Origin of the sequence: Halobiforma lacisalsi AJ5 (genome assembly GCF_000226975.2) — an archaeon.
Lineage (GTDB): Archaea > Halobacteriota > Halobacteria > Halobacteriales > Natrialbaceae > Natronobacterium > Natronobacterium lacisalsi.
Genome location: NZ_CP019285.1, coordinates 2479227 through 2503196, shown reverse-complemented (window position 1 = coordinate 2503196; position 23970 = coordinate 2479227). Strand labels below are relative to the sequence as shown.

23 protein-coding genes, 1 rRNA gene and 1 pseudogene are annotated in these 23970 nt (G+C 63.5%); 9 read left to right on the top strand and 16 right to left on the bottom strand.

Features of this window, described 5'->3' with window-relative positions; translation table 11 throughout:
* Positions 1-66: 66 nt before the first annotated feature.
* Positions 67-1323, top strand: coding sequence for a magnesium transporter (locus tag CHINAEXTREME_RS12055; RefSeq protein ID WP_007141591.1), 1257 nt, complete (start codon positions 67-69; stop codon positions 1321-1323).
* 179 nt (positions 1324-1502) lie between these two features.
* On the opposite strand, the gene CHINAEXTREME_RS12050 is transcribed toward CHINAEXTREME_RS12055, so the two are convergent.
* Positions 1503-1796 carry a HalOD1 output domain-containing protein gene (locus CHINAEXTREME_RS12050; protein ID WP_007141590.1) on the bottom strand — a complete coding sequence of 98 codons (294 nt, stop codon included), beginning with the start codon at positions 1794-1796 and terminating at the stop codon, positions 1503-1505.
* A 58-nt stretch (positions 1797-1854) separates the two neighbouring features.
* On the bottom strand, positions 1855-3036 hold the full coding sequence (locus tag CHINAEXTREME_RS12045) for a hypothetical protein (RefSeq protein ID WP_007141589.1): 1182 nt from the start codon (positions 3034-3036) through the stop codon (positions 1855-1857).
* A gap of 155 nt (positions 3037-3191) precedes the next feature.
* On the opposite strand from CHINAEXTREME_RS12045, the gene CHINAEXTREME_RS12040 reads away from it, so the two are divergent.
* A complete protein-coding gene (locus CHINAEXTREME_RS12040) occupies positions 3192-4547 on the top strand; it encodes a M28 family peptidase (protein WP_007141588.1) in 1356 nt (451 codons plus the stop codon).
* 192 nt (positions 4548-4739) lie between these two features.
* A complete protein-coding gene (locus tag CHINAEXTREME_RS12035; RefSeq protein WP_007141587.1) occupies positions 4740-6080 on the top strand; it encodes an MATE family efflux transporter in 1341 nt (446 codons plus the stop codon).
* Between the two features lie 181 nt (positions 6081-6261).
* Here CHINAEXTREME_RS12035 and CHINAEXTREME_RS22555 read toward each other — a convergent pair.
* From CHINAEXTREME_RS22555 to dhaL, 7 genes and pseudogenes are all read right to left on the bottom strand, one after another.
* Positions 6262-6426, bottom strand: a pseudogene (locus CHINAEXTREME_RS22555) (helix-turn-helix transcriptional regulator); the annotation flags it as partial.
* Between the two features lie 244 nt (positions 6427-6670).
* Complete coding sequence (locus CHINAEXTREME_RS12030) at positions 6671-6922, bottom strand: HalOD1 output domain-containing protein (RefSeq protein ID WP_007141586.1); 252 nt, start codon at positions 6920-6922, stop codon at positions 6671-6673.
* Complete coding sequence (locus tag CHINAEXTREME_RS12025) at positions 6909-7307, bottom strand: DUF7344 domain-containing protein (RefSeq protein WP_238593271.1); 399 nt, start codon at positions 7305-7307, stop codon at positions 6909-6911. Before CHINAEXTREME_RS12025 ends, CHINAEXTREME_RS12030 begins: the two co-directional genes overlap by 14 nt.
* A gap of 217 nt (positions 7308-7524) precedes the next feature.
* Complete coding sequence (gene ptsP, locus CHINAEXTREME_RS12020) at positions 7525-9210, bottom strand: phosphoenolpyruvate--protein phosphotransferase (protein WP_007141584.1); 1686 nt, start codon at positions 9208-9210, stop codon at positions 7525-7527.
* Positions 9207-9467, bottom strand: a complete 261-nt coding sequence (locus CHINAEXTREME_RS12015) for an HPr family phosphocarrier protein (protein ID WP_007141583.1) — start codon at positions 9465-9467, stop codon at positions 9207-9209. Before CHINAEXTREME_RS12015 ends, ptsP begins: the two co-directional genes overlap by 4 nt.
* Positions 9468-9798: 331 nt before the next feature.
* Positions 9799-10179 carry a dihydroxyacetone kinase phosphoryl donor subunit DhaM gene (gene dhaM / locus CHINAEXTREME_RS12010; protein WP_007141582.1) on the bottom strand — a complete coding sequence of 127 codons (381 nt, stop codon included), beginning with the start codon at positions 10177-10179 and terminating at the stop codon, positions 9799-9801.
* The gene (gene dhaL, locus CHINAEXTREME_RS12005) at positions 10176-10904 is read right to left on the bottom strand and encodes a dihydroxyacetone kinase subunit DhaL (protein WP_007141581.1); all 729 of its coding nucleotides are present in this window, start codon (positions 10902-10904) and stop codon (positions 10176-10178) included. The genes dhaM and dhaL overlap by 4 nt, the downstream gene beginning before the upstream one ends.
* A 181-nt stretch (positions 10905-11085) precedes the next feature.
* Here dhaL and tnpC point away from each other — a divergent pair, with 181 nt between their 5' ends.
* Positions 11086-12522, top strand: coding sequence for an IS66 family transposase (gene tnpC / locus CHINAEXTREME_RS12000; RefSeq protein WP_029601814.1), 1437 nt, complete (start codon positions 11086-11088; stop codon positions 12520-12522).
* A 33-nt stretch (positions 12523-12555) separates the two neighbouring features.
* Here the strand turns inward: tnpC and dhaK are convergent, their stop codons facing one another.
* Both dhaK and CHINAEXTREME_RS21480 read right to left on the bottom strand, forming a co-directional pair.
* Positions 12556-13557 carry a dihydroxyacetone kinase subunit DhaK gene (gene dhaK, locus CHINAEXTREME_RS11995; protein ID WP_007141580.1) on the bottom strand — a complete coding sequence of 334 codons (1002 nt, stop codon included), beginning with the start codon at positions 13555-13557 and terminating at the stop codon, positions 12556-12558.
* Positions 13558-13884: 327 nt separating this feature from the next.
* The gene (locus CHINAEXTREME_RS21480; protein ID WP_152423893.1) at positions 13885-14064 is read right to left on the bottom strand and encodes a hypothetical protein; all 180 of its coding nucleotides are present in this window, start codon (positions 14062-14064) and stop codon (positions 13885-13887) included.
* Positions 14065-14208: 144 nt separating this feature from the next.
* Here CHINAEXTREME_RS21480 and CHINAEXTREME_RS11990 point away from each other — a divergent pair, with 144 nt between their 5' ends.
* The 5 genes from CHINAEXTREME_RS11990 (at position 14209) to CHINAEXTREME_RS11970 (ending at position 18843) form a co-directional block, all read left to right on the top strand.
* A complete protein-coding gene (locus CHINAEXTREME_RS11990) occupies positions 14209-14703 on the top strand; it encodes a hypothetical protein (RefSeq protein ID WP_007141579.1) in 495 nt (164 codons plus the stop codon).
* A gap of 353 nt (positions 14704-15056) precedes the next feature.
* Entirely contained in the window at positions 15057-16094 is a 1038-nt protein-coding gene (locus CHINAEXTREME_RS11985) for an ornithine cyclodeaminase family protein (RefSeq protein ID WP_007141578.1), read from the top strand.
* Positions 16095-16175: 81 nt separating this feature from the next.
* Positions 16176-16919: a competence/damage-inducible protein A gene (locus CHINAEXTREME_RS11980; protein WP_007141577.1), complete on the top strand. Its 744-nt coding sequence runs from the start codon at positions 16176-16178 to the stop codon at positions 16917-16919.
* Between the two features lie 101 nt (positions 16920-17020).
* Positions 17021-18265 carry a CaiB/BaiF CoA transferase family protein gene (locus CHINAEXTREME_RS11975; protein ID WP_029601624.1) on the top strand — a complete coding sequence of 415 codons (1245 nt, stop codon included), beginning with the start codon at positions 17021-17023 and terminating at the stop codon, positions 18263-18265.
* A 323-nt stretch (positions 18266-18588) separates the two neighbouring features.
* Positions 18589-18843, top strand: a complete 255-nt coding sequence (locus tag CHINAEXTREME_RS11970) for a Sec-independent protein translocase subunit TatA/TatB (RefSeq protein ID WP_029601623.1) — start codon at positions 18589-18591, stop codon at positions 18841-18843.
* Between the two features lie 117 nt (positions 18844-18960).
* Here CHINAEXTREME_RS11970 and CHINAEXTREME_RS11965 read toward each other — a convergent pair whose 3' ends face one another.
* The 5 genes from CHINAEXTREME_RS11965 to rrf all read right to left on the bottom strand — a co-directional run bounded on the left by CHINAEXTREME_RS11965 (position 18961) and on the right by rrf (position 23920).
* Positions 18961-19338, bottom strand: a complete 378-nt coding sequence (locus CHINAEXTREME_RS11965; protein ID WP_007141574.1) for a DUF7344 domain-containing protein — start codon at positions 19336-19338, stop codon at positions 18961-18963.
* A gap of 80 nt (positions 19339-19418) precedes the next feature.
* On the bottom strand, positions 19419-19820 hold the full coding sequence (locus tag CHINAEXTREME_RS11960) for a pyridoxamine 5'-phosphate oxidase family protein (RefSeq protein WP_007141573.1): 402 nt from the start codon (positions 19818-19820) through the stop codon (positions 19419-19421).
* A gap of 49 nt (positions 19821-19869) precedes the next feature.
* On the bottom strand, positions 19870-20856 hold the full coding sequence (locus CHINAEXTREME_RS11955) for an asparaginase (RefSeq protein WP_007141572.1): 987 nt from the start codon (positions 20854-20856) through the stop codon (positions 19870-19872).
* A gap of 79 nt (positions 20857-20935) precedes the next feature.
* Positions 20936-22612: an aldehyde ferredoxin oxidoreductase family protein gene (locus CHINAEXTREME_RS11950; protein ID WP_010546728.1), complete on the bottom strand. Its 1677-nt coding sequence runs from the start codon at positions 22610-22612 to the stop codon at positions 20936-20938.
* A 1186-nt stretch (positions 22613-23798) separates the two neighbouring features.
* A 5S ribosomal RNA gene (gene rrf / locus CHINAEXTREME_RS11940) occupies positions 23799-23920 on the bottom strand.
* Positions 23921-23970: the final 50 nt, after the last annotated feature.

Sequence of the window (23970 nt, the reverse complement as noted above, 5' to 3'; positions counted from 1 at the left end):
ATTCCGACCCGCGTTCACGATAGTGCTACCAGTTATGATTTACTGCTAGACTTATATGCTCCGTATATGACCCGGCAAACGGACCTACCGGAGACGATTGCGATGGCTTCGGAGCCGTCGGAGCCGTTCACGGACCTGCCACTGAACGAGTGGCGAAACGTATTCTTCGCACTCTCCGAAGAGATACAAGAACACCTCATCGCGGACATGAGTCGGGATGAATTGAAGACGTTTATCGACCAGCTCGATCCGGACGAAGTGACTGCGGTTCTCTGGTTTACTGATGAAGGGACGCGTGACGCGCTGCTCACCACGCTCGATAGCGAGCGCCGCGAAAAAATCGATTTCTTACTCTCGTTCGACCCTGAAAGTGCAGCCGGGGTGATGAGCCTCGATTACGTCACTGTCGATGTAACGCGGGAGTTCTCGGAAGTGATCGAACGCGTTCGTCGGTTCGAAGAGACGACGGGACAGGTTCCGACGATCTTCGTCACTGAGAACGGAGAATTACGTGGGGAACTCCCTGGAGTGGCGCTGTCCGTTGCCAATCCTGAAACCGAGACGATCAGCGACTACGTCCAGGAGACACCGAATGTCCGGTACGACCGCGATGACGAAGAGGTCCTTGAGGTGTTCAGGCAAAACCGCGAGCGCTCCGTTGCCGTGCTCGACGAGGACAGGGACATCCTCGGAGTAATCCACGCCGAGGACCTGTTGCGACTGCTCGAAGAGGCGCGGGGTGAAACGCTGTACGAGTTCACTGGCGTCACTGAAGAGGAAAGCGTTCTCGACGGTCCGGGAACGAAGGTACGGCGACGATACAAGTGGTTGATCCTCAATCTCGGAACGGCGTTTATGGCTGCAGCGGTGGTTGGGTTGTTCGAGTCGACTATCGCTGCTGTCGCCATCTTGGCGGCATACATGCCGGTCGTCGCCGGAATGGGTGGCAATGCTGGGACACAGGCGATGGCGGTCACGGTTCGTGGGATTTCACTCGGCGAGGTGTCGCTCAACACCGGTAAGCGTGTCATCTTCAACGAAGTCGTTGCCGGTGCTGTCAATGGGACGATTACCGGTGTGCTCGTCGCCGTGATCGCTACCGCCTTTTCGTTCGGCGAATTCGGCCTCTTACTCGGGGTCGTTATCGGTATCTCGATGGTCGCGAATCTCGTCATCGCGGGCTTTTTCGGCGCAATTACGCCGATGTTGCTCGACCGAATCGGATACGATCCGGCGACGTCTGCGACGATCTTCATCACCACGGCGACCGACGTGCTGGGCTTTTTCGTCTTCCTCGGACTGGCCCAGGCAGTCCTACTGTAAAGTCGCTGATCGCCTTCCGTCCCCGCCGACCGAACTGGCTGACCCGGTGTCCAGTCCGACCGCTCTCTCTGGAATAAGCGCGGTATATCCAACACGGGCTTCACCCCGTCATCGACGGAGGGCGTCAACGAGGCTTTGTTATTGGAAATCAGGTGAAGGCATAGCCCCGCCGACCGACATCACCGTGCGTCGTAGACGTGAACCGTCATCGTCTCCTCGAGCGACGCGACGACGTCGTACTCTCCGACCGTGAACGCGACTCGTACCTCGGTCCCTCGACGGTCGGCGTGCTCGAGCAACTCCGCGAGGGCCCCAGCGTCGACGCTCTCGTATAGCGACTCGAGTTCGGCGGCGGGGACTCCCTCGGCGGCAGCGATCGCTCTGACGAGGGTGTAGAGTATCGACTCCGACTCGCGGCGCTCGGTTCGAAGGAGGGCGTCGTCGGACGACCGGTCGCAGTCGTTCGTGACCATATAGGGACTCGTGACTGTTCGGCAAAGAGGACGGTTCCAAATCAGATTGGGAGTGGGGTCACCTCGCGAACCGTCCCGCGAGCAAGCCGCCGTAGACGACAGCACCGACGAACGAGAGCGCGACGCCGACGGATCGAACCTGGGCCTGGGCGGTCCCGAAGGCGATGCCGGCCGCCTGGACGGTGACTCCGGACGCCAGGAGCGCGATCGAGATCGCCACCGTCCGCTCGCTCGCACCGGGAAACCGGCCGTCAGGGATGGGGAAGAACTGGTAGGCGTAGCCGGCGATCGTCAGCGGGAAGAAGCCAGCCAGTACGAGGGTCCGGTGAACCGCCACGGCGTCCTCGATCCCGGCGCCGAACGCCAGCGGGACGGCGACTGCGACGGCAAGCGCACCCGCGAGCGCCCCCAGCCCGATGCCGGCGAGCTCGGTCCGGGAGCGGTCGGTTCGAACGGCGACGACGGCCACCAGGAGCAGGTAACACACCATCGCGATCCCGGTAACGAGCGCGCCGACGCGGAACCAGCGCGGACGGCCGAGCCCTGCAGCGAGAAACGCCGGGGCGATCGCGCCGGCCGCGAGCGTCGGCCAGGCGAGGCTCCGCGGCGGCGAGACGTGGTAGAAACCGACCAGCAGGCGCGCACCGAGGGCGAACACGAGCACCGCGCCGAACCCGAACGCATAGACGTGATTCGCACGCGAGACGGCGACCGACTGCTCGAGGAGCGGCGTGCTCGCAAGCAGTGCGACCGTCCCGACCAGGAGATACCCCAGCGCGACCGGGATCGCCGCCGTCGCGACCCTGGTAGATCGCTGGGGGCGGTCACCCAGTTTGAACACGTCCCCGGGCCGCTCGAGGAGGACGGGCCCGACCGTCTCGGCCAGCGAGCCGACGAAAGTGGCTACGCCCAGCGTCCAGAGAATCGCCCCGGCCGTGAACAGGGTACCGATCCCGTCTCGCAGCCATCCGCCGACGAGGAGCGCGACGCCGAGGTAGGCCATGACGAAGTGGACCCCAGCGAGCCGTGGCTCGGACAGCGTCCGCCCGGCGTAGGGCGGCAGGAGGAGATAGCCCATCCCGAAGATCATCGGGCAGACGAAGCCGAACAATCCGAGCAGGACGATCGTTCGCCCGTCGGCCCCGGCGAGGATCGAGAGCAGGGTGGCCGCGAAGGCGGCCGTGCTGGCGACGACGAACCGCTGGGTCCAGCGTTCGAGTCCGGCAGTGCTTGCGTTCATCTCGCAGTGACAGTCACGAGGAGCCGACCGACCAAGTAAGTTGAGCGGCACATCTCCGCCCGGCGACCTCGAGTCGGTGACCGCGTTCGTGACATCGAGCGGTCCCGACTTCCGCATCCCGTACCTTCTTTGGGGTTCCCGATCCCCCACACTCCATGACGAAACTACCTGACAGCGTCGTCGGCGACGCCCACACGAGTTCCTTCCACTGGGACGTACTCGAGGATCTGGTCGACATCGGAAACCGGATGGCCGGCCAGGAAGGCGAACGACGGGGCGCGGAACGCGTGAAAGCGGCCTTCGAGGAGGTCGGCCTGCGAAACGTCGCCCTCGAGGAGTTCGAGATCGACGGCTGGTGGCGCGGGAACGCCGTCCTCGAGACCGCCCGCTCCCACGCGGAGACGTACGACGCCGACTATCAGGTGATCGGTCTCCCCGGCACCCCGAGCGGAACCGTCGAGGCGGAGCTGGTCGACGTCGGCTACGGCCGTCTCGAGGACTTCGCGGACGCCGACCTCGAGGGGAACGTCGCGATGGCCTCGAGCGAGACGCCCGCGGATCACGACCGCCGGCTCCACCGCATGGAGAAGTACGCTAGCGCGGTCGACGCCGGCGCGGTCGGCTTCGTCTTCCGCAACCACGTCGAGGGGTGTCTGCCTGCGACCGGCGAGATCGGTTACGACAACCGCCCCGGGCCGATCCCCGCCGTCGGCGTCTCCAGGGAGGTCGGCCGACGGCTGCTCCGCCACGCCGAGGACGGCGAACTGACGGTCGAACTCGGGGTCGACGCCCGGAACGAACCGACCGACTCCGTAAACGTCGTCGGCGAGGTCGGGCCCGACACCGACGAGGTCGTGCTGGTGACCTCCCACGTCGACGCCCACGACATCGCCGAGGGGGCAAACGACAACGGCGCGGGCACCGCGCTGGTCTGTGAGATCGCCCGCCTGCTGAAACGGGTCGAGGACGACCTCGAGACCCGCGTCCGGTTCGTCCCCTTCGGCTCCGAGGAGATCGGCCTCCAGGGAGCCTCCCACGCCGCGGCGACGCTCGATCTCGAGAACGTGAAGTGCGTCATCAACCTCGACGGCGCGGGCAACTCCCGTACCCTCCGCGTCAACGCCAACGAGTTCGACGCCGTCGCGACCCTCTTCGAGGAGGTCGCCGACGAGTACGACGTGCCCCTCGAGACGGACGACACCATCAGCCCCCACGGGGACCAGTGGGCGTTCGTCCAGGAGGGCGTCCCCGCGTCGATGACCTCCTCGAGCTCGGACTCGAGCGGCCGCGGCTGGGGTCACACCCACGCCGACACGCTGGACAAACTCGACGTCCGCGACCTCCGGGAACTGTCAGTGCTCGTCGCCTCCGCGGCGTTCACCGCCGCCGAGGCGGACCGGGAGTTCCCGCAGCGCTCCCGCGAGGAGACGAAGGCGTTGCTCGACGAGGGGTACGTCCAGGAGCTGAAGATCGGCGGTCGGTGGCCGTACGACGAGACCGGGGACGAGTAGAAGTACCGGCCTCGAACGGTTCGAACGGGAGCGTCCGTTCCGCGCCGTCGAAACACCCCCAGCGCTTCCGCAAACTCAGTTTTTAACCACGCCGGCGGGCATTCATCGCCAGTGCTGTCGGTAGTCCTTGCTCTCGTCGGGAGTCGCCTGTGGCGCGCCTGGCGGCGGGTGTTCGACCTCTCCTGGCCCGTCATGGCCGAACAGGTGTTGCGAACGCTGATGCGGACGACCGACCTGATCGTCGCCGGCTTCTTCTCCCCCGCGGCGGTCGCCGCGGTCGGCCTCGCGGACATCTACGCCCGGTTCCCGCTCCGGTTCGGGATCGGCATCGGCGACGGCGCGATCGCGCTCTCGAGCCAGGATACCGGCGCCGACGCGACCGCCAACCGCGACCAGGCGGTGACACAGGCGCTTTTGCTCGGGCTGCTCGGCGGGATTCCGTTCGTCCTCTTCGGCCTGGTGCTCAACGAGTCGGCCATCGCCGTGCTCGGGACCCTCGCCGAGGACGGCGCGATGGCCCAGGTGATCGAGTACGGCAGCACCTACCTGCTTCTCATCATGGTGTCGGCTCCGGCCATCCACGTCAACTTCATCGCCGCCCGGTCGATCCAGGGGACCGGCGACACGAAGACCCCGATGTACGTCAACGGCGCGGTCAATGCGCTCAACATCCTCCTGACGGTCGGGCTCGCGTTCGGCCTCGGGCCGCTGCCGGAACTGAGCGTGATCGGCATCGCCGCCGCGACGGCGCTTGCCGACGGGCTCGGCGCAGTCACCTTCCTGGCGATCATCGGCAGTTCGGCAAGCGACATCCAGTACGTCCGGCCGCGGCGGTTCGTCATCGCCAAACAACTCGTACTCATCAGTTGGCCCCGCATCGCCGAGGGCATCTCCGAGATGATCGCCGAGTTCCCGTTCAACGCAATCTTGCTCGCGTTCGGGACCGAGGTCAACGCAGCCTACCACATCGGCCGCCGGATGTACCAGCAGGTCGCCTCGCCGCTGGGCCGGGGGTACGGCGTCGCCGCCAACATCCTGGTCGGCCAGTCGCTCGGCGAGGGCGACTCGAGTGTGGCGTACTACTACGGGCTCGCGGCGACCGGACTGAGCGTGCTCACGGTGGGTGGGCTCTGTGCAGCGCTTTTCGTCTTCGCCGAGCGATTCGTCCTGCTTTTCACCCGCGACCCCGCGACCGTCGAGTACGCGACCGGGTTCGCGCAGGCGTACGCGATTGCGGCGGTGCTGATCGCCGCGTACATCGTCCTCGCGGGGTCGCTCCGGGGCGGCAGCGAGACGCTCACGCCGTTTATCGCCCGCCTCGTCGGAACCTTCGTCTTCCTGCTCGGGTTCACGTACGTCGTCGGCGTCGAACTCGGCTACGGGGTCGTCGCGGCCTACCTCGCTATCATCCTGGATTTCGTCTTCCGGGTTGCCTACCTCGCGGTCGTCTACTACCGTCGCCGGTGGGTCGACCGCGGCACGTCGATGATGACCGAGCGGGGCAGCCTCGAGGGGAGTTCTCAGGACGATTGACGATCGTCGATAGGGCGGTTTTCAGAGTGGCCATGGTACTCCCATCTGGCATCCGAAAACAGGAACCGGTGGAAAATCGCCTTCACTGATGTCTTGAAGATGGGTCGTTGAATAGGCAGTACGTCTCTCTCGTGATGAGGTCACCGTGCGATCGCTCGAGGGTCGCTATCGGTAGAGGGGTTCACGGCTCCTCGATGTCGTCGAGTTCGGGATCGGACAGATCTTCGACTGCACAATCGAAGTACGCTGCGAGTTTGAACGCAAGTTCCAGTGAGGCTACCGGTCACGTTCGCTGGCGTTGATTGTCCGGCGAGAGACCGACTGCCTCCGCAAGGTCCGCCTGGCTATCGTTGCGATCCTGACGTTCTGTAGTCCGTGAGAGACGGAATCACGATTCCGGCAGCTGTCCAGTAGCCGGTAGAAAACGCGTGCACCATCCAGAGAATATATCCAACAAGGGCGGACGCCGGTAGATAGGGCTGTTTCCTCTTCCGGTCGGTCATTTGCACCGACTCACACTGCGAGTCGAACTCCCACTCGTGAAGACGCTGTGTGCGCCGTTAGATTCTGCCAGACCAGTCACCAAAGGGTTATTTTTGCTTTCCGGAACAGGCCTTATATTTCATTCCATCGATAAATATCGTTCCACCGTGCGTTAGACGCACCTGGTGGTCGCTGACACGAAACGTAAATTCCCAGATGCCGTCGTCCATGTTCTCTAACTTCTCCAACACCACGGGATCGATATAGTCCGCTAGGATGAAATCCACCTCTGATGCATCCATATTATCCGATTGAGCTATCGCTTCGATCACCTCGCCGACAATATCATTGTCTGACATCGTGATACAGTTCCTCATAGATATCACAACCCGTGATCAGCGACTTGGGAAACCGATCAATCGATTCATCTATAAGATTGAACATAGCTTCGACCTCCTCGAAGTGGCGGCCACGCTGGACGCAAAACGGGTCACGCTCCCATCGGACGTAGCCAGCGGCGGCCAGTTTCGGGAGGTGGCTGTGCTCAAGTCGCATGGCCGCTCTCTCTGAATCCCACGACGAGTCGGGCGCCTTCGCGGCTTCCGGAAGCGGAAGTCTCCTCTCCTTTGGTGCGTCCTTTAACGAGTAGAGTATCATTCGACGTTCCTGGGAGGCAAGGACCTCGTGGAGTTGATCCCACCGATCGATTGCGGATCCCTCCGGACTGGATGGATCGGTTTCCATGTCCTCCATAGGGGTGTGAGGTAAGTTAAACATTGTAGCAGCCAGGATCTCTTGAAAGACCAACTATCTGTATTTAGCAGAAAATGACCGTCTTCCTCGGATTCTGTCAGAAGCGCCTGCAGAATACAGAGGATGAGTTCGTCACGATACCTCGGTTGTCTCACGACGACGGTAGTGAACGTATTCGCTGGCCTGATCGAACTGAACACGCACGGGCTTACTCGCCTTCGAGATACTCGTGAACTTCCGCTTTCGTACTGGCACTGAGTACGCGGTCCGCCAGTTCTCGAGCCGTTTCGCTCTCGGTTGCTGTCACCTCGGCTTTGACCGTCGGAATCGTCACCGCACTCATACTCAACTCGTCCAAGCCGAGGCCGACGAGCAGTTCGGTCAGATCAGGGTCGCCAGCCATCTCACCGCACATCCCGATCCAGGCGTTGGTGTCGTGGGCAGCCTCGACGCTCCGACGAATCGAACGCAGGACCGCCGGATGCAAGGGGTCGTGCAGGTCGGCGACGGCGTCGCTCTCCCGGGAGGCGGCCATCACGTACTGGGCCAGGTCGTTCGTACCGATACTGAAAAAGTCGACGCGCTCGGCGAGTTCTTCGGCCATCGTAACGGCCGCCGGCGTTTCGATCATCACCCCGATCTCGGGGACGGCGTAGGGAATACCCTCTTTCTCGAGGGTCGTCGCGACCTGATCGACCGTGTCGCGGGCGCCATCGAGTTCTTCGACGGTCGTGACGAGCGGGAACATCACTGAGAGACGACCGGACCCTTCCATAGCAGCGCGCAAAAGCGCCCGGAGTTGGGTCTCGAAGAGGTCCGCGTCCGCATCGAGAGAGCGGCGGATCCCACGGTCGCCGAGGAACGGATTCTCCTCTTCATCAGCGTCGAGATACGGGATCGGTTTGTCACCGCCGATATCGAGCGTGCGGACGACGATCCGACCGTCCGGGAACGCGTCGAGTGCATCAGTGTATACCTCGAGCTGTTCGTCCTCGTCGGGCGGCTGCTCGCGGTCGAGAAACAGGAACTCGGTCCGGTAGAGACCGATTCCGTCAGCCCCCTGCCGGGTCGCTCCCGGGAGTTCCGCACTGGTACCCACGTTTGCAGCGACCTCGATCTCCGTGCCGTCTGTCGTCTCGACGGGTCCTGTCCGGATTTCGACGTCTCGAGTAGCAGAAACGCGCTCGCGCGTCCCTTCGTCAGGGTCGACGATCACCGCGTCCTTCTCGGCATCGATAGCGACAGTCGTTCGTTCCTCGATTTCCAGTAATTCCTCGCCAAGGCCGACGACCGCGGGAATGCCAAGCGAACGTGCGAAGATGGCGGCGTGGGACGTCCGTCCCCCGGTTACCGTCGCGAATCCGGCAACTCGGTCAGGATCGAGCTGTGCCGTATCGCTTGGGGTGAGACGTTCGGCGAGAATTACCGTTCCTTCCGGGACCGCTGATAGGTCGATCCGCTCGTCGCCCGCGAGCAGCCTGCGGAGCCTGTCTCGGATGTCCCGCATGTCGTCGGCACGCTCGGCCATCATACCATCCATCCCCTCGAACTGGTCGACAGCGTCCCCGAACGCCCGGTCTACACCGACTTCCGCGGCGTCCCCCTCTTCGATCGCTTCCTGGATACTGTCGGTGAGCTGTGGATCGTCCAGGAACTGCAGATGGGCGTCGAACACTGCCGCTTCCTCTTGACCGACGCGTTCGGCCGTCTGTTCGCGTTCACGCTGTAACTCGTCACGGGCGCTCTCTCTGGCCTCCTCGAAGCGCTCCAGTTCGGTCTCCGGGTCGGCGGCCTCGACAGATTCCGCGTCGGGTATCCCCCCGGTTCGGTACCAGCGAACCGTTCCGAGACCGGACAGCGGCGTAACGGCGACGCCTGATATCCTAAAGGTCATTCTGGCGTGGTGAGCACTGCTTCGAGCGCTTCCAGTGCAGCCTCTTCGTCAGGGCCGTCGGCAGTGATAACGACGTCTTCGCCCGACGGGGCGTTCAGACCGGTCACTGCGAGCATACTCGCAGCGTTGACCGGATCACCATCGACTGGTGCGACCGTGACCTCGCTGTCGTACTCGTTTGCCGCCTCGACGAATCTCGAGGCCGGCCGTGCGTGCAGGCCGTCTTCCGGAACGATCGTTACGGTGCGTTGAATCATACTGTATCGTTTCGTTGGATGAATTATCGCGTTCTGGAGACTCAATCAGCTATACTCCCTAATTCAAGGAGGCCACATCAGAGTAATACCCTTTCGTAGCACGGTGACCCCAGGATACTCATATTGACGGGTTCGTCGTCGTACAGACCGTACGGATCGAGCAGCGTCGTCACCCTGCTTTCGTCCTCCGCTCCGCCGATCGGTTCCGCACTCCAGCGTGCACGCGTATCGTCGGACGAACGACGAACGGTACTACCCGATCACCCCCGGGGAGGGGTCAGAAGTCGGTTACGTCGCTCACTTCTCCGCCAATCACCATTCGGGGTTCGGATCAGTCCAGTTTCCGATATTCGCGTGCTTCTTCAGCCCGTTCGACAACCGAATCGAGCGTCGCTTTCCCGCTGGTCGTCTCGACGCCAGCGTTGACCGTACCCTCTAACACTGGTGCATCGGCGATTACTGCGTCGGCATCGCTCATCTCGATCGCCAACTCGGCGTTCATGACGGCGCTCCCGAGATCGACGAGGACGACGACCCCGTCTCCGTCGTCTGCGGCCTCGATAGCGTCCCGAATTCGTCCCGCGTCGGTACCGAGGCCTCCGTCCTCGCCGCCCGCGGGCTCGATCTGTGCGTCGGCGGCCATCTCCAGGGCGACCTCACAGATCCCTTCCGCGGCGCGAGCGCTGTGTGAGACGACGACGAGGCCGATCATTCTCCCTCGCCCTCCGAGACCTCGTCGGGCATCTCCTCGGGTGCTTCCTCGGCCTCTGCAGTGGCCTCGACTTCGCCGTTGAGATACGTCTGTGCGGTCGCAAGCAGTTCTTCCACGATGAAAAGCGTCGACGTCGCGCCGGGGTCCTGATGACCAACCGACCGCCAGCCGAGGTAAGACGCGCGCCCCTTCTTCGCTCGGATGGGCGTGGTGAACTCGACGCCACGCTCGGCCGCGTCGACCGCCTTCGCCAGCGCTTCGAGGGGTGCCAGATCGTCAGTCTCGATCGATTTCTTGTAGGTGTGGACGGCCGGTGTCAGCGCGTCAACCATCGTCTTCGCGCCGACCTCGGCGCCGCCGCGATCCTGAACCTTCTCCAGGTACGCCTCGGCGAAGGCGACGCTGGTCTCAGCGGTAATCCCCTCGTCGGCGAACTCCTGACTGGCGGACATAATCGAGCCGCCGTACAGCGGTCCGGACGCGCCGCCGACCTCCGAGACGAGCGTGACGCCGATCGTCTTCACCAGCTCTGCGGGCTCTGCCTCGTCCATATCCTTGACTTTCTCGTTTGCCCCGCTGAACCCGCGGGTCATGTTCGTCCCATGGTCGGCGTCGCCGATCGCCGAATCCAGCTCTGTCAGGTGGGTCTTCTCCTCCTCGAGTCGCGCAGTGACGTTTTCAAGTGCCTGTACAACCGCCTCTCGTTGTCGCTCCGTATCGCTCATTTGAATTGGGATAGAAGAACGGTATGTGTTTAGCCCGGGCTGATTTCGGTACTCTCTCGTAGGAAGCGTTCAACGGACGCGATATGAACAGGCAGCAGACCTCGGATACGATTCTCAGGGATGGGCTCCGCACCGGAGCCCATCCCGTTACTTCTGCTGTCACTACTGGTTGGTGGAGTCTGTGAACGCAGACGATTTCACCAAAGAAGAGCTCCTTTCTCGGCTTCTCCAACTTGAGCAACGAGTCGAAGAACTCGAACGGGAGAACAAGCGAAAGGACAAGAAAATCGATCAGAAGGACGAGCGGATAGAAGAACTCGAAACACGCCTTCGCAAATACGAAAATCCGCATACACCGCCCAGTAAGCGACGGTCGGGGACTGACGAGTCCCCGACCTCGCAGGACGACGAAGACGAGAATGTTCGAACCGATGGCGGTACTCCCGGACGGAAGGACGGTCACGACCCTGAGTGGCGTGCAACAGCAGATCCCGACAAAGAGATCGATGTCACCTGTGACTGTTGTCCCGAGTGTGGCGAACACTTCGACGAGTCGGTGGGCGTCAGCCCCCGACTCGTCGAGGAGGTTCCCGATCCACAGCCACCAGAAATCACCCGGTACAACCGTCACTACTACCAGTGCAGCTCTTGTGGAACAGAAACCGTTGCTACACACCCCGACTGCCCCGATGAGGGGCAGTTCGGGGTGAACGTCATCTCTCAAGCAGCACTTTCTCGGTACGATCACCGCCTCCCCTACCGGAAAATCGCTGACCGGTTCGAGCAACTGCATGGATTAGAACTCTCGGGCGCGTCCGCGTGGCACGCGACCGAGCGCGCTGCGCGCGCCGGTCGCTGCGAATACGAACAGATTCGAAGACAGATTCAGCAAGCAGAGATCGTTCACGTTGACGAAACCGGTATCAAACGCGAGGGTGAGCAGGCGTGGATTTGGACGTTTCGGACGAGCGAGCACACGCTATACGCCGTAAGGGAGAGTCGTGGAAGTGATGTTCCCGCGGAAGTCCTCGGCGAGGACTTCCCGGGAACGGTCATCTGCGATGGGTGGACGGCGTATCCAGCGTTCAGCAGTAACCTTCAGCGGTGCTGGGCACATCTTCTCCGAGAAGCTGAAGACGCTGCTAGTGACCACGAGGAGGCAGAACCCGTTTACCGGTATCTCAAGCAGATGTTCGTCGGTCTCCAGTCGTGGCTGGAGACCGACCCGAGTCTTCGTGAGAGAGCACAGATGCACCGCTCATGCCAGAACGGGCTTAGATCGCTCGTGGGGCGGTCAGTAACCGACGAACCAGTGGCAACACTACTCGGGAAAATCGAAGGAGGGATCGACCACTGGCTCACCTTCGTCGGTGAGCCAGCGGTCTCCCCGACGAACAACGCAGCTGAGAACGCACTTCGTGAACCAGTCGTTCTCCGGAAAATCATCGGGACACTCCGTAACGATCGAGGTATGTTCGTTCACGAGACGATCTTGTCCCTGCTGGCGACATGGCGCCAGCAGGGACGCAATCCCTACGAAGAACTTCGCCGAGTCGTCAACAACAATGAGATGATATCACGGGCTCACACTGAACCGGCTGTTGAGACTTCGGGGTAAACACGTACGAAGAACGCAAAGCGTTTGCAAGGGTTATTCCGTCACTGTCAGTCCCGGCGTGTCGGCCGGAGCTGACAACAGCTCTTCGAGTTCGTCGTCGAGGGCACAGACGGTGATCGACGCCCCCTCCATGTCCAGCGACGTCATGTAGTCGCCGACCCACGCGTCCCAGGTCTCCAGTCCGTGCTCGTCCATCAGCTCCTGTAGGCGGTTGTTGACGACGAACAGTTCCATTAGCGGGGTACCGCCCATCCCGTTGACGATAGTCAGGACCTCCTGGCCGTCGTCAAGCTCGAGGTCTTCAAGCACCTGTTCGGTGAGGTGTTCGGCGATCTCGTCGGCACTCGCTTTCTCCGTTCGCTCCGTTCCCGGTTCACCGTGGATACCGATCCCGAGCTCGATCTCGTCCTCTCCGAGGTCGAACGTCGGCTCGCCTTTGTCCGGCGTGATACAGGAGGTCAGCGCCATACCCATCGTGCCGACGTTGTCGACTACTTTTTCGGCGACGCGCGTCACTTCGTCGAGGTCGGCACCCTCGGCGGCCTTCGCGCCAGCGACCTTGTGGACGAGGATCGTTCCCGCGACGCCGCGGCGACCCGTCGTGTACAGCGAGTCCTGGACGGCAACGTCGTCGTTGACGACGACCTGCGAGACCTCGATGTCTTGCATCTCGGCCATCTCGGCCGCGGTATCGAAGTTCATCACGTCGCCCTCGTAGTTTTTCACGACACAGAGGACGCCTTCGCCGCCGTCGCAGGCCTCGATCATCGATTCGAGCTGATCTGCAGTCGGTGACGTGAACACCTCACCGGCCGCAGCACCGTCGAGCATCCCCTCGCCGATATAGCCGCCGTGGGTCGGTTCGTGGCCGCTTCCACCACCGGAGACGATTCCGACTTTCCCGTCGATCGGAGCGTTCTTCCGTACGAGCACTTCCGCATCGTCGAGCCGGCGAAGTTGGTCGGGGTAAGCCGCCACCATTCCATCCAACATCTCGTCGACGACGTCTTCTGGTTCGTTGATGAGCTTCTTCATGACTTACCTTTTCTTTCGCTCCTCAGATATTTAAACTAGCACGGGTATTAGTTCTCGCCTGTCCTGTTCGGGCCCGTAGGCCGCGGTCTCGATTGGTGGGTATGAGGCGTCAGTTGGCGCAAAAAGGGTTGCACCGATTGTCCACGGGAATCGGCTGGTCTGGACCGGAATACCTACGGAATACGTCCCGTATGCAGTAGACCAATTCGGAACTGACGAACTGGTAATAAGAGCGGCCTGCTGAATACAGAGAATGGGTGCAGCAAACTGACGTCATTTCTCACGAGCCACTCCTGGTGAGTCAGCCGATCCGTAGAGCTACGAGCGTCACGATGGCGCCGAATTTGAGTTCGCGTAGCTCACACCAACTATAGAGAGAAAAACGGCACCGATCAGTACAGGATACTGGACGTACCACGGTGTTTCTGCCAAAAAGAATAGTCCAAAGACGAGTAAAACCAGACCAAGCACCGTGAAGGCGAGCCACGAGTTGTTCTTGTCCGTCATCGTTTGTTAGTCATCGTTCCAATATTGTATCTTTTTGGCATGAGCGACGTTGGCTTATGTGAGAGGGAGTTTTTATATGAGATGTTACTTATCAAGAAACCACGAAGACTTATTGAGGATCCTCTAGAAACGTAATCCGCCCTTATGGTCCAACCGTTCGTTCGCACCAAGCCTCTCCAAGCTCTCAAACTCGGAGCTATCCTCGGAGTCCTCGGGTTCGGAATCGCCGGAGTCGCTGGTTTGTTCCCTGACGGGGGACTCGACAGCCTCCTTATTCTCGCCTTCTTTCCGATGGTTCTCGCCCTTGTGATCGGTGCCGAGGCGCTTCTCGCGGGCTCCCGTCTCGCCCGCGCCGACGATCCGGGGAGCCGATTACGAAGCCGGCCCTTCTACACGGCAATCCGGGTTCTCGAGGTCGTCGCCACTATCGGTGCGCCCGGTGCGTTCTACCTCCTCATCGTCGAGGTCGGTAGCGAGGTCGCCGGCCCGGGCGCGATCGGGTTACTGTTATACGGGGTTGGCTTCGGCCTGCTCGCATTCGGTGCGGTGGTACTGCGAACGGTGGTCGAGTACTACGACCACCGCCAGAACCGCTCCACGTCAGGACACATCCGAGACGGAAACGATATCTCCGAGTGACAGCGGGGTTAGCGGTTGGAATCTCCCCTCCGATGACCAATCCGATCTTACCAGGTCTCCCCATATCACCGTACCGCACGCGCTGTGTATGGAATCAAATACTGTCCCCTGACGGGATAGGAGACAAACAACAAGATCCCAGGAATACCACCCCTCAACAGGGCGGCCTTCCATCACGTGGGGGTACGCCCGAACCCAGGAACGATCGTCTGGTCGACAGTAGATTCCGGCTTTCCGAGACGGAGAAATAGCTGCGTCCGGAGTGTGCCACTGAGGATCAGTATACCGTCTGCTGTCAAACACGACCTACCGCTTCGCTCGGCTTTTTCCTGCTCGCTGCAGAAGAAGTCGGTATGACCGACGCGCTCTTTCTCACGAGCGAGGAGATCGACGGACTCGCGACGCCCGCGGAGTACGTCGAGGCAGTCAGGGACGGCTATCGCCAGGTCGGCGAGGGCGCACCGGCACACCCTCGCCAGAAGTTCCGCCGGGCCGACCCCGAGGGGATGTTCACCAGCTACGCCGCTCTGCTCCCGGAGACGGGCGCGATGGGCGGCTACATGTACGGTGCCGGGTTCGGCGCGGGCGACGCCTGGTTCGTGACGCCGCTGTTCGACGCCGAGAGCGGCGAGCCGCTGGCCTTGCTCGACGGCGCGAGCATGAACCCGTTCAAGACCGGTGCCGCCGGCGCCGTCGCCGTCGACGAACTCGCTCGAGCGGACGCGACGACGCTCGCGGTCATCGGCAGCGGCTCCCAGGCACGGGGCCAGTTGCACACCACCGCGACCGTCCGCGAGTTCGAGGAGGTTCGCGTCTATTCCCCCACCCGCGAGAACCGCGAGGCGTTCGCCGAGGAGTTCGATTCCCACCTCGAGGCGGCCGTCTCGGCCGTCGACTCGAGTGCGGACGCGGTGTCGGGCGCTGACGTCGTCATCACGGCGACGAAGTCGAGCGAGCCGGTCTTCGACGGCGACGACCTCGAGCCCGGCACGCACGTGACGGCGATGGGCCAGTACGCCGAGGGGAGCCGCGAACTCGACGTCCGAACGATCGAGCGGGCCACCTACGTGCCGGACCTGCGCGAGCGGGCTACGTACGACGCCGGCGCGTTCCTGGCCGCGCTCGAGGACGGGGCGGTGACGGAGGACCACGTCCACGCGGAACTGGGCGAGGTCGTCGCCGGGAACGCGCCCGGGCGGACGAGCGACGACGAGATCACGGTGTTCGACAGCGGCGGGACGGGGATCGAGACGGTCGCCGCGGCCCACATGCTGTACGAACGGGCCGCGGACCGTGGGCTCGGCTCGCCGATTTCGCTGGCCCCGGCGAGCGAAGCCCTGACGGGGCGACTCCCGGAGACGGGGCTCGAGTCCGACGGCGACGGTACGTGACGACGGGACCATCGGGTGGCCGCCGGAGACCTCAACGGTCGGGTTTTTGCGTCCGAAGCGCCATCGATCGGTAGACACCGCATGGACGTAGCGATCATCACGGTCGGCGACGAACTGCTCTCGGGCGACACGGTGAACACGAACGCGAACTGGCTGGCGACCCAACTCGCCGAGCGCGGCGTCGCCGTCGAGCGAATCCTTTCCGTTCCCGACGACCGCGAGAGCATCGCCGACCGCGTCGCCGCCTACGGCGAGGCGTTCGACGCCGTCATCGTAACCGGTGGGATCGGCGGTACGCCCGACGACGTGACAGTGGAAGCCGTCGCGGACGCCTTCGACCGCGAGCTGACCGTCACCGAACTCGCCAGGTCCGACGTCGAGCGCCGCCTGGCCGAAATCGAGGACCGGCTCCCGGAACACGACCTCGCGGTCGACGTCGACGCCGAAGCCGCGCTGCCCGAGGGGAGTCGACCGCTGCTGAACGACGAGGGGCTCGCGCCCGGCTGTGTCCTCGAGAACGTCTACGTCTTCCCGGGGATCCCCGACGAACTGCAGGCCATGTTCGCGTCGGTGGCCGAGGAGTTCGCCGGGGATCGCCGCTCGCAGTTCCTCTACACCGTCGAACCCGAGGCGAACATCGTCCACGCGCTCGAGGGGGCGATGGACCGCTTCGCCGTGACGGTCGGCTGCTACCCCGACCGCGAGGCGGGGCACAACCGGCTGAAAGTCACCGGCACGGACGACGACGTCGAGGCGGCCGCGGACTGGCTGCTCGAGGCGATCGACGCGAGCGAGACGCCGGTGTCGCGGGACTGGGGTGAGTGAGGATCGGCCGACTCGAGGGGACTTCCTGTGTCGATGCTATCCCGGAGACGGCGACGTAAACTAAACACCTAACCCGCTTCGCCCGACAGATGCTCGTACCGATGGTTGGCGAAGCACGCGACCCGGACGACTCGGCCGGCCCGCTGGACGGAGTGACCGTCGTCGACGCCTCGCAGGTGCTCGTCGGTCCGTTCTGTACGATGCAACTGGGCGACCTCGGCGCGGACGTGATCAAGATCGAACGCCCCGGGACGGGAGACCAGACCCGCGGCTGGTATCCGCCGCAGTTCGAGGGCGAGATGGACGGAGATGGCGACGCAGTCAGCGCCTATTACGCCAGCGTCAACCGCAACAAGCGGTCGATCACGCTGAACCTCAAAACCGACGAGGGCCGTGACCTCCTTCGGGAACTCGTCCGCGACGCCGACGTCTTCGTCGAGAACTTCCGCGTCGGCACGCTCGAGGAGTGGGGCCTCGGGTACGAGGACCTCCGCGAGGAGAACGACGACTTGATCTACTGCTCGCTGTCGGGCTACGGCGAGTGGGGACCGTACGCCGAGAAGCCGGCCTACGACCTCATCATGCAGGCGGAGGGCGGACTGATGAGCATCACCGGCGAGGAGGGCCGCGAACCGGTCCGCGTCGGCGTCGCCATCGCCGACATCGGGGCCGGGATGTACGCCACGCAGGCCATCCTCGCCGCGCTGTTCCACCGGGAACTGCAGGACGCCGGCGGCCAGAAGATCGACGTCAGCCTCTTCGACGGCCAGGTCGCCTGGATGTCATACATGGCGACGAACTACTTCGCCTCGGGGGAGCCTCCCGAACGAATGGGGAGCAAACACCCGACGATCGCCCCCTACCAGGCGTTCCCTACACAGAACAGCTACGTCGTCGTCGCCGCGGCCTCCGAGAAACTCTGGGAGAACTTCTGTCGTGCGCTCGAGCGCGAGGACCTCCTCGAGGACGACCGGTTCCGGACCAACGCCGACCGCGTCGAACACCGGAGCGACCTCGAGGCCGAACTCCGGAGCGAACTCGTCGAGTATCAGATCGACGACCTCCTCGACCGCCTCGAGGAGTACGACGTTCCCGCCCGGAAGGTCCACGACATGGAGGACGTGTTCGAGCATCCTCAGGTGGAGGCCCGGGGGATGCACAGCCGGATCGACCATCCGACCGCCGGGACGATCGACGTCCCGGGGAGCCCGATGCATCTCTCGCAAACGCCGACGACGATCCGCCGCCATCCGCCGACCCTCGGCGAACACTCGGCGGACGTTCTCGCCGAACTCGGCTACTCGGACCGAGAGATAGAGAAACTGAAAGACGCGGACGTCATCTGATCGCCCGGTAGGGGTTGGCTCAGCATCGGAACGATACCCAATAATAGTGGGAGAGGACTTACCAGTGTCACAGCGTCACACTCGGATGGCCTGCCATCCCCACGGCAGGTCGCGGCATCGGTCCGCAATCGGCACCCACCGGCACCGATCGCTGCCAGCCTCCCGCAATCGACGCTACGCTCCCGCTCCCGATCCGTCGCAGACCTCGAAAATACCTTTTCGAACGATCTGGGCCCGTAGAAACCGCTGACGAGTCAAGAATCGACTCGATTCGGGACCCCGTGATGGAAAAGACTACAAGTGTTCTCGGCAGGTGTGTGGACGTGACATCGATCGCACCGCTGTTCATTCCGATGGCCCCCGGCGGACCGGAACTGCTGCTCATCGTCGGGATCGCCGTCCTGCTGTTCGGCGCACAGAAGATCCCCGCGCTCGCGCGCTCGATCGGCGAATCCGCCGGTCAGTTCAAGAAAGGCCAGGCGCAAGTCGAGCAGGAACTCGAGGAGATCAAACCGGACGCCAGCGGTGCAGGTAGTGCTGGTGCCGGCACGGACGCCGAGACGGATCTCGAGTCGTAAACGCCCGATTCTCGACGTCGTTCTTTTCTTCGCTTGCAGCGACGGGACTGACTCTCGTCCTCGGCCTTCGCCTTCTCTCTTCCCCTCGAGTCGGTTCTCGGCCGCCAGAACGATGTGCTACGAGGACGAGCCGTCACCGGCTTCGCCGTCGAAAAGCGAGTAGATCGTGCTGGGGACGTCGACCACCCTGATCCGCTTGCTCTGGGGATCGAACGCGATCAGGCCGGCCTCGTCCAGCGCAGGCAGCGTCGAGTGGTAGAGCTCGTGTCGGATGCGGTCGTAGCTGTCTCCCGTCTCGTTCGTCTCGCCTTCGTCCGCCTCCGCAGCGGCGATGATCGACGCGAGTTGCTCGAGGGTCGTGTCCGGCCGGTCCCGCAGGAACAGCAGCGCGGTTCGGACCCGTCGATCCGCGAGGAGCCGGAAGAGGTCGTCCGTCGAGAGATCGGTCTCCTCTATCCCCTCGAGTTCGGTAGCGTCGCGGGACCACTCTCCCATTCGATGGTGCCTGTACCGATCCACCCCGGAAGTACTCCCGGCGGGCACGCGCAAGGTCGGCCGACCCGAAGCGCGGCGGTTCACTCGGGGCCGAACGCGCTGACGTGTTCGGGTTCGATCGAGATGATGACTCGCTCCGTTTCGATCGGGTTCGGGTACTCCTCACCCATATAGCGGTGGGCGAGTTCGTCGATGTGTTCGCGTGCGCCGTCGGTCGTGAGTTCGGCCGCCTCGCCCGTCACGGACAGCATCCGGTAGGGGTCGTCCGGATCGGTCATGCTGACGGCGACCCGCGGGTCGTTCCGGACGTTTTTCTCCTTGCGGCGGTCACGCTCGGTGTTGACCAGCAGCCGACCGGCGTCGGCGTCGTAGTCGATCCACACCGGCGTCACGTGGGGCGAACCGTCGGGTAACAACGTCGAGATGTGCGCGAACGTCTTCTTTTCGAACAGGTCGTGGAAGTCCTCCGGGATCGATGCCATGGCGGCCGTTCGTCGCCCCAGTACTAAATCTCGCGCCCTTCCCTCGTCGTTACACCGTCGCGACGCCACGCTGGCGATCGAAGGCCTCCCGGACCGCCTCGAGGTCGTCGAACGCCGACAGCGCCAGGCCGAGTTTGATCCGGGCCTTCCAGGGTGGGAGGTCGCCGGCCGGTATCGCCCCGTGCTCGCGAAGCGTTCGACTCCCTCCCGGCCCGCCGTACCGCGCGGCCACGGCCCCGTCGTAACACCGCGTCGCGACGACGACCGGGACGCCGCCATCGACCGCGTCCGCGACCGCGTCGCCGATCTCCGGCGTCGTGTTCCCGATCCCGCTGGCCGCCAGCACGAGGCCGTCGACGCCGTCCTCGAGGGCTCGCTCGAGTTGGCGCGCGTCGACGCCTAGCCCGCTGGGGAGCAGGTCGACCCGGGCCGTGGTCTCGAGCGCGGGGAGCGAGACGGACTCGCTACGTGGGTCCCGCCGCAGGGCCACGCCGTCGGGCGTGACCTCCGCGACGGGACCAGCGGCGGGCGAGGCGTACCCCTCCGGCCGTCCGGCGCGGGCTTTCGTCACCCACCTGGCCGCGTGGACGAGGTCGGCGAAGGCGACGTAGGCACCCTCCGTGAACCGGTCGTCGGCGGCGACGGTGACCGCCTGCAGGAGGTTCCCGGCCCCGTCGGCGCTCACCGCGTCCGCCGGCCGCTGCGCGCCGGTAAAGACGACCGGCAGGTCGGCGTCGGCCGCCAGGTCGAGGTAGTACGCCGACTCCTCCATCGTGTCGGTCCCGTGGGTGACGACGACGCCATCGACGCCGTCCTCGACAGCCCGTTCGACCGCGCGAGCGAGGGACGCGACGTTCTCGAACGACAGGTGAAAACTGAGTTCGTCGCAGACCGACTCCGTCTCGAGGGTCGCGATCCCCTCGAGTTCGGGGACGGCAGCGACGAGTTCGTCGCCGCCCTTGGAGGGGGTCGCGCCATCTGGCCCGCCCGTCGATGCGATCGTGCCGCCGGTGCTCAGTACGCGAACGCGTGGCATAGGCTGGCGTTTCGCCCGGAGCTACTTCGTTCTCCTTACCGGAGTCGCCGCTTGTGAGGCGACGGGTCCAGCCCGTCGATCAGGCTTCGCCCGCGTAAGGAACCGCGTCCTCCGGTACGACCCCGTCGTCCCAGCCGCGGACGTCGTAGTATTCCTCGAGTGCTTCTTCGAAGTCCGGGAGGTCGTAGGGCAGGTCGTCGTCCGCGCGGTCGAACCCGCGCTGGTTGTTGAAGTGCCGCTCGAGCGTGACGGTCCGGGCGCCGACCGCGAGCAACTCCTCGAAGTCGGCGTCGAACAGTTGCTCGTACCGTTCCGGGGTCATGTAGTCCCGGGAGAACTTACAGACGACGCCGGAGTCGTTCAGCGCCATCAGGTTCTCCCGCTGGACGAGTCGGTCGGCCTTGCCCAGGGTGCCGGTCGGCTCGAGGGCGTCCTCTTCAGGGACGAGCGGGTACTCGACCGAGTAGAAGGTGGCATACATGTGGTCGGCACCACGGTTGGCGACCGCGTAGGACAGGCCCTGGCCGTGCAGTACCCGGCCCTCGTGGGCGGCGAAGTCCATTCCCTTGACCGTCCAGTTGTCGACGCCCAGGTCTTCGTGGACCCGGTCGATACCCTCCGCGAGGTCGTCGCCGACCCCCTCCCGGTAGGCGATCTTCTCGACGAGGTCGTGGATCAGGTCGGCATTGCCGAACTCGTCCTCGGCCGCGAGGTAGGCCGCGACCGTGTTTCCGGCGGAGATGGCGTCGAGCCCGTACTCGTCGCAAAGCCTGTTGGACTTCATCACCTCGACGATGTCGTCGATTCCGGAGTTCGAGCCGAACGCCATCGCGACCTCGAACTCCGGCCCTTCGGTTTCGACGCCGGCCTCCTCGTCCCTGGTCGGGAGCTTACAGGCGAAGGCACAGGCCGAACAGGTCCCCTTCTTGTACTTCTTGTCCGCAACGGCCGCGCCGTTGATCCCCTCGACTCCTTCGAACTGCTGTTCGGAGAAGTAGTAGGAGGGCAGCCCCTCGACCTCGTTGGCGAGGTCCATCACCGCGACCGTTCCCTGCTCTTTCATGATGTGGTCGTCGGTCGCCGCTTCGCGATGGATCTCCCCCTGAGTCGCCGAGATCTCGCCCGCGAGATCGATGTCACTGTCCCCGTCGAAGGTGACTGCCTTGACGTTCTTCGACCCCAGCACCGCGCCCAGTCCACCGCGGCCGAACGCCCGCTCCTCGGAAGTCATGATCGACGCGAACCGGACCTCTCGCTCGCCGGCAGGGCCGATAACAGCGGTCTGGTCCGACGTCACGCCGTGTTCGTCCTCGAGATAGGACAACGTCCCGGAGACCGTCGCATCCTCGAGTTCCGGGACGGGTTCGAACGTGACGCCGTCGTCGCGAACGTGGATGACCAGCAGTTCGTCGCTCGCGCCGGCGATTTCGACCGCGCCGTACCCGGCCGCGGTGAAGTTCCGGGACATGAAGCCGCCGGCGTTGCTCGAGAGCAACCCATCCGTCAGGGGTGAAACGCCGGTACAGTTCATGCGCCCGGTAAAACTCATCGTAGAGGCCTGCATCGGCCCGGTAGTGAAAAACAGCCGATTGGCCGGGTCGAACGGATCGACGTCGAACGGAATCCGCTCGTGTGCGAGACGCGTCGCGAGGCCACGCCCGCCGAGATACTCGCGGTGGATCGATTCGATCTCCGTCTCACTCGTGGTCCGGTCACCGACGTCGATCGTCAGCATCGGATTGCGAGCGTGTAGCATACCTCGTCCATTTCCGGGACCAGTATTAGGTTTTTATTTATTCCGGCCACCTCGAGCGAGAGTTTGCCCGACAGACCGAACCCACGGGGCTACCGGAGAGCGACAACGATCGACGCCGAATCGCTCGAGAACCCCACGGGTATCGCGTTAGCCTTCTCTCTCGCCCTCTCCACCCGCGGACTTACCCTTCGAGGGATCGAAGAACGCCTTTGGCCCGTGATCGTCCCGCCAGATGACGCGAAGAGTCGCCCCACGGGCAGCCGTATCAGCCGCCGGCCGTCCGCCGACTCACCCGTCGCACCGTCCCGCACGGTCGAATCGGCCCGGACCTCCTCACCACGGTCGCCATCATCCTCGTCAACCGAGTCGAACTCGTATCACGAGTTCTCGAACGCGTGTCTCCTCTCATCCGTCGCGAACACCACGACGTCCCGCGAACCGACCGTTTCGGAAACGATACCCCCGCCTCGCGTGCTCGAGACAACGGGAACCCAACCGCTTCGTCGTCGACCTCGAGACCGAGGACGACCGCCTTCGGGTCCAGGCCCGTCCGCTCCCACGATCGCGTCAGCTCCGTTCCACGATGTGTCCTGAGGCTGAACCCGTCGCTCTCGGGATAGTGAGCGTACAGGTCGTCGCCGTAATCGATCTCCGTGGGCTCGTCGCCCTCGCTTGTCGCTTCGCTACGGGCATCCTCGAGGACATCGTTGACGATTCGTGATTGTCGAGTATCGACATCGGATAGGTTTTCGAGAGTGTCGATTCGATGACGATCACGTCCTCATCGAGGCCCTCGTAGTAATCCGTCCCAAACGTGGGCTCGTCGACGCTCGGAATCGCATCGTTCGGTACGACCTGGCGAACGTCCATGCCGAACCCGATGCAGCGACGTCCTTTGGTACCGGGGTCGAAACGGGTTCGTCGACGGGCGCCTGATCTGCATGACCGACTGATTGTCGCTCCTCTGAGATTCGTCGAGTAATCAGTAGTTGAGCAGGCACAAAGCGGTACTACTGTACTAGAGCCTCGAGATACGCAGGAAAACCGCGCTGCTCAGTATCGTACTCCGACCGGCGGAATCGAACCGCCGCTAATCCAGGATCGGTAGGAAATAGAATGAATGGAAGCCAAAGCGGCAGTGCCGCTTCGACGTGACCGTGATCCCTCTCGGGAAGGTTGATATGAATAGGGGCGGCGAATCGACGTTCCCAGAGGGTCTCCCACTCCAGTAATTGCCGATACGCAGGCGGGCTTATCTTCCGTGTTCGGGATGGGTACGGGAGGAACCCCGCCGCTCTGGCCGCCTTAATGCCGACTCGCGGAATCGAACCGCTGATGATGCACCAGCGTCGGTGATG